Source organism: Aquiflexum sp. (assembly GCF_041751335.1).
Lineage (GTDB): Bacteria > Bacteroidota > Bacteroidia > Cytophagales > Cyclobacteriaceae > Aquiflexum.
This window is the reverse complement of sequence record NZ_JBGSXS010000115.1, coordinates 1-8,708: the sequence shown is the minus strand read 5'-3', so window position 1 is coordinate 8,708 and position 8,708 is coordinate 1. Positions and strand designations below refer to the sequence as shown.

9 protein-coding genes are annotated in these 8,708 nt (G+C 40.4%); all 9 read right to left on the bottom strand.

Translation table 11 applies throughout. The features are described from left to right. Window positions 1–382, bottom strand: a 382-nt coding sequence (locus ACEW8U_RS06310; protein WP_373521190.1) for a lyase family protein, incomplete at its 3' end; no start/stop codon positions are given. A 234-nt stretch (window positions 383–616) separates the two neighbouring features. Further along, window positions 617–1,696, bottom strand: coding sequence for a M20 family metallo-hydrolase (locus tag ACEW8U_RS06305; protein ID WP_373521189.1), 1,080 nt, complete (start codon window positions 1,694–1,696; stop codon window positions 617–619). A gap of 120 nt (window positions 1,697–1,816) precedes the next feature. After that, window positions 1,817–2,617, bottom strand: a complete 801-nt coding sequence (gene argB, locus ACEW8U_RS06300) for an acetylglutamate kinase (protein WP_373521188.1) — start codon at window positions 2,615–2,617, stop codon at window positions 1,817–1,819. Window positions 2,618–2,648: 31 nt separating this feature from the next. Continuing rightward, window positions 2,649–3,593, bottom strand: coding sequence for an acetylornithine carbamoyltransferase (locus tag ACEW8U_RS06295; protein WP_373521187.1), 945 nt, complete (start codon window positions 3,591–3,593; stop codon window positions 2,649–2,651). A 41-nt stretch (window positions 3,594–3,634) separates the two neighbouring features. Then, window positions 3,635–4,765 (bottom strand): aspartate aminotransferase family protein, encoded by a 1,131-nt coding sequence (locus ACEW8U_RS06290; protein ID WP_373521186.1) that lies wholly within the window; start codon window positions 4,763–4,765, stop codon window positions 3,635–3,637. Window positions 4,766–4,775: 10 nt separating this feature from the next. Beyond that, on the bottom strand, window positions 4,776–5,744 hold the full coding sequence (argC, locus tag ACEW8U_RS06285) for an N-acetyl-gamma-glutamyl-phosphate reductase (protein WP_373521185.1): 969 nt from the start codon (window positions 5,742–5,744) through the stop codon (window positions 4,776–4,778). Next, window positions 5,731–6,927, bottom strand: a complete 1,197-nt coding sequence (gene argG / locus ACEW8U_RS06280; protein WP_373521184.1) for an argininosuccinate synthase — start codon at window positions 6,925–6,927, stop codon at window positions 5,731–5,733. Before argG ends, argC begins: the two co-directional genes overlap by 14 nt. Before the next feature lie 53 nt (window positions 6,928–6,980). Next, window positions 6,981–7,658, bottom strand: a complete 678-nt coding sequence (locus tag ACEW8U_RS06275) for a GNAT family N-acetyltransferase (protein WP_373521183.1) — start codon at window positions 7,656–7,658, stop codon at window positions 6,981–6,983. A 567-nt stretch (window positions 7,659–8,225) separates the two neighbouring features. Next, window positions 8,226–8,708 (bottom strand): aminotransferase class V-fold PLP-dependent enzyme (locus ACEW8U_RS06270; RefSeq protein ID WP_373521182.1); only part of this gene is annotated, 483 nt, incomplete at its 5' end.

Here is an 8,708-nt window from a genome sequence, read left to right as displayed (position 1 = left end):
TGATTTCTCTGATAGCCGCCCTGTAATATAATTTAAGGTCAACAAGAACCTGATCATTTCGTGACCTTCCACTGTGCAATTTCTTGCCCACATCTCCATATCTTTTAGTAAGCATAAATTCAACCTGTGAGTGGACATCTTCAACTCCCTCTTCAATTTGGAACTGCCCCTTTTCAATTTCCAGATAGATTTCTTTTAGGCCTGCTTTTATGGTTTTCAGTTCCTCAGCAGTCAACAATCCTATTTTCTCCAACATGATCGCATGTGCCATCGAACCCCATACATCAAATGGCGCCAAGATAATGTCAAATTCAGGATCCCGTCCGATCGTGAATGATTCTACTTCTTTTTTGGAGCTGATGTCTTTTTGCCAGAGTTTCATGGGGAAAGTAGATTTTAGATTTTAGAATTAAGATTTGTGGTTGCTATTAGCTAGAAGGATAAGGGATGAAGGATGAAGGGTTAAAGATAAGGGATGAAGGATGAAAATGGGGTAAATATTTACGCAATGACACTAATTAAATCGCAATTCAATATAATATGAGGTAGGAGACTGAAATTTCCGGCACATCGGTCATCGGTCATCGGACAACTGGCAAAGAAGCGGATATCCAATCTAAGAAAACATATATTCCCTCAAGATATTGATATAGCCCTCGATTCCTGTTTTGATTTCTTCGTGATAAATATATTCGTCAGGAGAGTGGGATCGGGCGGAGTCGCCGGGGCCGATTTTGATGGATGGATAGGGTATCAGGGCTTGGTCGGATAGGGTAGGGCTGCCGTACAGTTCCAATCCCAAAGCTTTTGCCACGCTAAGGATTTTATGGCCTTCGGGTACTTTGGAGGAATTCAGTCTTTTTGACCGGGGTTTTAAGTCGGCTTTCAAGACGTTTTGGAGTTCTTCTAATGCTTCATCCAATGCATAGCTGTCTGTAACTCTCACATCCAAAGTGTATTGGCAGGTATCGGGAATTACATTATGCTGTGATCCACCTTGAATGATGGTGGCAGTAGCCTTGGTTTTTCCCAAGAAAGGGGACACTTTTTTGAATTGATAATCTTTGATGGTGTTCAGATCGTCCAATGCTTCATAAATGGCATTTACACCTTCCTCCCGGGCGGCATGTCCGGCCTTGCCTTTTACGGTGGCATCGATGACCATAAGCCCTTTTTCGGCTACAGCCATTTGCATTAAAGTAGGTTCTCCTACAATGGCCAATTCAAATTCAGGAAGTTGTCCAAGAATACTTTCAATTCCATTTGCCCCTGAAATCTCTTCCTCAGCTGTCGCTGCAATGATGATGTTGTAGGGGATTTCTTTATTGTAAAAATAATGAAAAGCTGCAATCAGACTTACTAGACATCCTGCGGCATCGTTTGAGCCTAAACCAAATAGTTTGTCATCTTCAACAATGGCCTGAAAAGGATCTTTGGTGTAACCTGAATTGGGTTGGACAGTGTCGTGATGGGAATTCAGAAGTATTGAAGGTTTTTTGGCGTCAAAAAATTTATTGAATGCCCAGATATTGTTACTGCTTTTTTGAAGTGGAATCCCTTCAGATTCCAAAAATTGCTGAATGATGTCTGCGGTATAGTTTTCCTGTTTACTGATTGAAGGGGTCTCTATCAGTTCTTTCAACAATAAAAGTGCATCTTCAAATAAATCATCAATATCAGGTTCTGTCAAATTCATTTTTCTCAAATGCTGAAAATATTGGGTTTCTTCCTGGTCTTGGAAACTTTGGTTGAGATTTGATTGACCAAATTTATTTCCAATTGGAATAAATGGTATTCTCAAGGATTTAGAAATTGATCAAAAAAGATCGTAGCGATGCTTTTCGATGGTTGTACCGGAGAGTTTTCCTTTCGCGGCTAAAAGGAGGTTTTCTGCCTTCCCGATCCATACATGGTTCACACCTTTGTGGAGGGCTGCAAATGCATTGTCTAATTTTGGAATCATACCCGAGTGGATAACTTCTTCTTTCCTCAGTTCAGCATAGATATCTTCATTGATCAGAGGGACAATGGAATTTTCATTTTTCTCATCGATGAGTACCCCAGGTTTATCGAAGCAGAAATATAGTTTTACATCATGTTTTACTGCTAAAGCAGTTGCCATTTTTGAGGCGATACTATCCGCATTTGTATTCAGAAGTTGGCCTTTTTTGTCATGGGTAATGGCGCTGACCACAGGTATGATATTTTCTGATACCAAATAGGTAATTAAATCAACATTTACTTCCTGAATGTCACCCACAAAACCATAATCAATGGTCTTTACAGGTCTTTTGGTGGAACGGATTAGATTACCATCAGCCCCTGTCATTCCCAAGGCATTCTGTTTTAAACTTTGCAGTTTGGCTACAATTTGCTTATTGATCAATCCGGCATACACCATGGTGACAATATCCAGGGTATCTTTGTCTGTAATTCTTCTTCCATCTACCATTTGGGGCATAACGCCAAGGTTTTCACCAAATTTTGAGGCCATTATTCCTCCTCCGTGGACAAGGATTTTCTTTCCAGGAAACCTGGAAAATAAATAAAGAAACTCATCCAACTTTTCAGGGAAGTCGATGACATTTCCACCGATTTTGATAATACTGATATTCATGGTTTATAGGTTTAAGCGCATTTCAATTTATTTAGCCTAAAATTTGGCTGATTACTGCTTGGGCAGCATATATTCTGTTATTGGCCTGTTCCTGAACAAGACTTCTTGGACTGTCCAATAATTCATCCGACAACTCAAGGTTTCTCCTGACTGGAAGGCAATGCATTATTTTGGCATTTTTGGCTTTTTTCAAATGCTTTTCAGTTAGCATCCAAGAATGATCTGTAGTAATGATTTTTCCATAATCGGTGAAAGCAGACCAGTTTTTGACATAAACAAAATCAGCATTTTCCAAAGCTTTTTGTTTATTGTATTCAATTTTGGCACCTTGGGTAAAAGCCTCATCTAGTCCGTAACCTTCGGGAAAAGTAATCGTTAGGTCATGACCGCAGCCTAAGGCCCATTCTGAAAAAGAATTGGCCACAGCATGTGGGATGGCTTTGATGTGAGGGGCCCAAGTCAATACCACTTTTGGTTTATTTTCCTTGGTCCAATTTTCTTGGATCGTGATCATATCTGCCAGACTTTGGAGGGGATGGCGGATGGCACTTTCCAAACTGATGACAGGTTTTCCGGAATATTTTATAAACTGGTTGATTACAAAATCTTCAATGTCCTCTAGTTTATTTGTCAAACTGGGAAATGCTCTGATGGCCAGTATATCAAAATATGTCCCTAAAACTGCCGCAGCATCCTTGATATGTTCGATGTTGCCTTTGTTCATAACCACACCCTCTTTCATTTCCAAAGCCCAACCTTCTTTGTCCATATTCATAACAATGGCATCCATTCCCAGCTGCTGCGCAGCTATTTGAGTACTTGCCCTGGTCCTGAGTGATGGATTCAAAAATATGCAACCAATCCTTTTTCCCTCTCCTTTTGCCTTGTCAACCCATGGGTTTTCTTTGTATTGAAGGGCCTGTTGGATAAGTCTTTCAGCTATTGTTTTATTTTCAAACCTGGTGAAGTTTTCCATCTTAATGTAAAAGCTGCCTTTAAATGACAACTTTGGTTTATTTAAATCAATATTTTCTTTAAACTATCCAAAAACGAAGATAGTTCTTTCATTTCAATATTTAAAGGTGGGAGCAAACGAATGGTATGTTTTCCGGCTGAACTTCCTGTAAATATTTTGTATTTATTTACTAATTCAGAACGGACTGGTCCAGCCTCCCTGTCTAGGTCAATCCCGATCATCAAACCTTTGCCACGGACCTCTTTAACTCCAGGGATGTTTTTTAATTCTTGGATCAAAAACTCTCCCATTTTTTCAGCCTCTTCCATTAAGTTTTCTGATTCCAAGACTTCCAATACGGCCAACCCAGCGGCACATGCCAAGTGATTACCTCCAAAGGTAGTGCCAAGTAAACCATAAGAGGCTTTGAAATCTGGGTGTATCAGCACGCCACCGATAGGGAAGCCATTTCCCATTCCTTTTGCCATGGTGATCAAGTCGGGTACCAATCCTGCCACCCATTGGTGGGCGAAGAATTTACCCGTCCTACCATATCCTGATTGGACTTCATCCAATATTAGCTTGGCACCAAATTCTTTTGCTAATCCGGAAATGGAAAGCAGAAACTCCGGTTCAGGAATATGGATTCCCCCAACCCCCTGAATACCTTCAATAATAATGCCTGCAATATTTCCTTGTTGAAGCTGATTTCCTACTGCACTAATATCTCCCCATGGTAGAATGTGTGCATCTCCTCTTTGATTGGAGGGTGCTATGATTTTGGCATTGTCAGTAAGTACCACTGCACCGGAAGTTCTGCCATGAAATGCGCCCGAAAAAGAAATGAAACCAGATTTCCCAGTCGCAAAAGAGGCCAATTTTAAAGCGTTTTCATTGGCCTCGGCACCTGAGTTGCACAGAAAGAGATTGAATTCCCGATATCCTGATAACTCACCCAACTTATTGGCCAAAAGCTTTTGAAGCGGTATTTGAACAGAATTGGAATAGAAAGTAATCAGATCCAATTGCTCTTTCAATCTGTTGTTGAAATGCGGGTGGCTGTGTCCGATTGATATCACGGCATGCCCGCCATAAAGGTCTAAATACTCTTCACCTTTATCATCCCACAGTTTAGCGCCAAGAGCCTTTATAGGAGTCACATTCATTAAAGGATATACATCAAATAAATTCATGGTCTGTAGTTTAAAAGCCGATGCTTTTGAGATTTAATCCGGTTGTCTCTTCCAAACCAAAAGCAAGGTTGAAATTTTGAACTGCTTGCCCGGAAGCTCCTTTTAGCAGGTTGTCAATGGCTGAATAGGCAACGAGTTGCCCATTTGCCACTTGGGTATGAACAATGCATTTATTGGTGTTTACAGCTTGTTTCATGTCAATATCCTTTTCAGATACATGTGTGAAAGGAGCGTCTTTATAAAATTCCCGGTAAGCTTGAATGACTTCTTCATTTGTTCCTGAAAATGGGAAATAGGCTGTAATCCAAATCCCTCGGGGGAAGTTTCCTCTATATGGGACAAACAGAAGGTTTTGGTCAAAGCTTTTTTGCAATTGTCCAAAAGTCTGATTTATCTCCTTAAGGTGCTGATGGGCGAAGAGCTTGTAAACAGACATATTGGAGCTTCTATAACTGAAATGCGAAGTCTCGTTTAACTTTTTACCGGCACCAGTGCTTCCGGTGATGCCAGAAATATGGACATCATCCTTGATCCAACCCTTAAGAACTGCTGGAGCCAAGGCCAGTTGAATTCCCGTGGCAAAACAACCTGGATTGGCAATTTTTTTGGCAGACTTGATTTTGAATTTATTGACTTCAGGGAGACCGTAAACAAAACCATTGCTTTCATCCCGAAAATCCGTGCTTAGGTCGATGATTTTTGTCTCTTCCGGAAAAGGATGTGTTTCCAAAAAGCCTTTCGTCTCACCATGGGGCAATCCCAAAAAGACGGCATCAATGCCTTCTGTTTCCACTTTATCGGTGAAGATCAAATCTGTATCTCCGATCAAGTCAGGATGGGCATCTGTTACTTTTTTCCCTTTTTGGCTGTTGCTGTGCACATATACCAACTCGCAATTAGAATGATGCACCAATATTCTCAGTAATTCCCCACCTGTATAACCGGCAGCACCAATGATCGCTGTTTTAATCTTCATCATGATGGTTGACTTGATGGAAAATTGCAGTTTGGTTTCCTAGAATTCTGGTAAATCCTTTGACATCTTCGCCTGTATATCCTTTGTTCATTTCCCCATAACTACCAAATTTGGAAGCCATCAGGTCATGTTTGGATTCTATGCCGATCAATTGGAACCGATAGGGGTGGAGCATCACTTTTACAGTTCCGGTTACAAACTCCTGAGTACTTTCCATGAAGGCTTCAAGATTTCTCATGACAGGGTCCAAATAATGGCCTTCATGCAGGTGGTTTCCATAAAACTCGGATAACTGATTTTTCCAAAAAGTTTGCCATTTGGTCAAGGTATGTTTTTCGAGCAATTGATGGCCTTTGATGATGATCAAAGCTGCGGCAGCTTCAAAACCCACTCTGCCTTTTATTCCAATAATGGTATCGCCTACATGGACATCTCGGCCTATGCCAAATGGTGCTGCGATCTCTTGGATCTTTAAAATTGCGTCAACCGGATTTTCAAAAGATCGGCCATTTACTGATTTGATTTCTCCTTTTTCGAATCCAATTTCCAATGTTTCACTTGCTGACTTAGAGACCTGAACAGGCCAGGCACTTTCCGGTAAGGTTTGATTGGACGTTAAAGTTTCTTTCCCACCAACAGAAGTCCCCCAAATTCCTTTATTGATGGAATAAACAGCTTTCTCAAAATTCATGGAAACACCATGTTTTTTGAGGTAGGCAATTTCTTCTTCCCGAGTCAATTTGAGATCACGAATAGGAGTGATGATTTCAATATCAGGAACAATGGTCTGAAAAATCATATCGAATCTCACTTGGTCATTGCCTGCACCTGTACTGCCATGGGCTACGGATTTGGCACCGATTTTCTTTGCGTACTCCGCTAAAGTTTTTGCCTGAAGTATTCGCTCGGCACTGACAGATAGGGGGTAGGTCTGGTTTTTAAGTACATTTCCAAACACCAAGTATTTGAGGACTTCCTCATAATAAGTTTTGGTGACGTCAAGAACTGTAAATGAAGCAATTCCTAAACTATTTGCACGGGCTTCCACTTCTTGAAGTTCATCGGCAGCAAAACCACCGGTATTGATCAAGACAGCATGGACTTCATAACCAAGATCTTTGGATAAATGCAAGGCACAAAAAGTCGTGTCCAATCCACCGCTGTAAGCTAATACGATTTTTTTCATTTTGGATTTTTTTGAATTGCCATTAAGGTTGATATTCTGAGATGGCATTTGGTTTAAAATAGGCCGAAAGTTTTGTCTTTAGTCTTTTTGATATTGAGCATCACATATTTCTTCAATCGTGTCCACCGCTCGAATAATTTGATGTTTTTCTTGAAATCTTCCCGGAGTGCAACGTCCTGGACTTTGGCTTTTTTGGAAGGATCATACAGCATGGCTGTGCAAAGACAGTTTTGTCTTGCTTTACTTTTGAGTATTTCCACGTTTACACAGCTATTACAGCCTTTCCAGAATTCTTCATCATCCGTCAAATCCGAGTAAGAAACAGGAATGTAGCCTAAACCCGAATTGATCTTCATCACTGCGGCACCTGTGGTCAAACCGAAGATTTTGGATTCAGGGAATTTGGTATGGCTTAATTTGAATATTTCGCTTTTGATCTGACTGGCCAGACCAAATTTACGGAATTGGGGAGCTACGATCAATCCAGAATTGGCCACGAATTTTCCATGTCCCCAGGCTTCAATATAGCAAAAACCTGCCCATTCCCCTTTTTTGGTTGTAGCAATAACGGCCTTCCCTTCCTTCATTTTTGTTTTAATGTATTCGGGAGATCTTTTGGCTATTCCGGTTCCTCGTGCTTTAGCTGATTCCTCCATTTCAAGAGTAATCGTTTCAGCATAGTCACTGTCTTTTTCAGTAGCCGGTCTTATGATAAAGGAATGATTTTCCATTTTGTCCAAAGGGAGATAAATGAATGGTTGCTGACCTTTTGGGTCAAATAATTAAATGTATATGTGATTATGCTATTGTAGGTTATCCACTTAGGACACCAAGGGGTATTACAGGGGCATTGCCCTGAAACTGTTCCTAAATCTCCTAAATGGAGTTAAAAATGACATAGCAGCGCAGACCATTGCAAATAAAGCAGTGGAATATGATTGAAACGCTATGTTGTTGCTGTTTGACATTTAATTGGAAAACGTACACAAATGTTACAAGGATTGAAATAAGATGCAAGGATTCTTGCTATTTATTTAGGGATTGTATGGTATTTTTGGTTTAATGGTTATTTGGTTATTTGTTTTTTTCAAAGTTGTAGTTTTTGATGTGGATTTTAGGTTTTGCCATTTAAATATAATCAGAAACCGGTTATCCGCTTTTTTGCAGGGAACTCAATATTCCACTTCATACAGGTTGGAAGTCCGAAGTACCGGACATTTCAGTTTCTTTGTGAGAATTATAATGAATTACTATTTTACTGGCATCATTGCGTACATACATAAATCAGAAAACCAAAATCAGCTTTTCGACATTTCTTTTAAAGCCTCTACAAATACATCTAATTCTTTTGGAGTGGTGTAAATGTTCGGAGTAATTCTACAGCCTACCACTCCAGCATAATTAATGCCAACAGTATAGATTTTGTATTTATCCATCAATGTTTTTGCCATTTCATTCGGGTCCATTCCTTCAATCCCCACATTGGCTATTCCACATGACCGGGAAGGGTCTTCAGGGGTGTTCACATTTATCCCGGGGATATTTCTGACTTGGTCAGACCAATAGCGTTGCAGGTATCTTAGCCTCGCTTCTTTTCTTTCTGCGCCTACCATTTCAAAATAATCAAGCGCATCATTTAATGCCAGGTCGGTTGCTACAGGATGGGTTCCGGTGTGGTTCAGGTTTTTGATGTTGGCATGGTCCAATTGATATGGTGCTAAAAGAGGCCATATTTTATTGATTTTGTTCTTTTTGACATACAACAGGCCTGCACCAAGCGG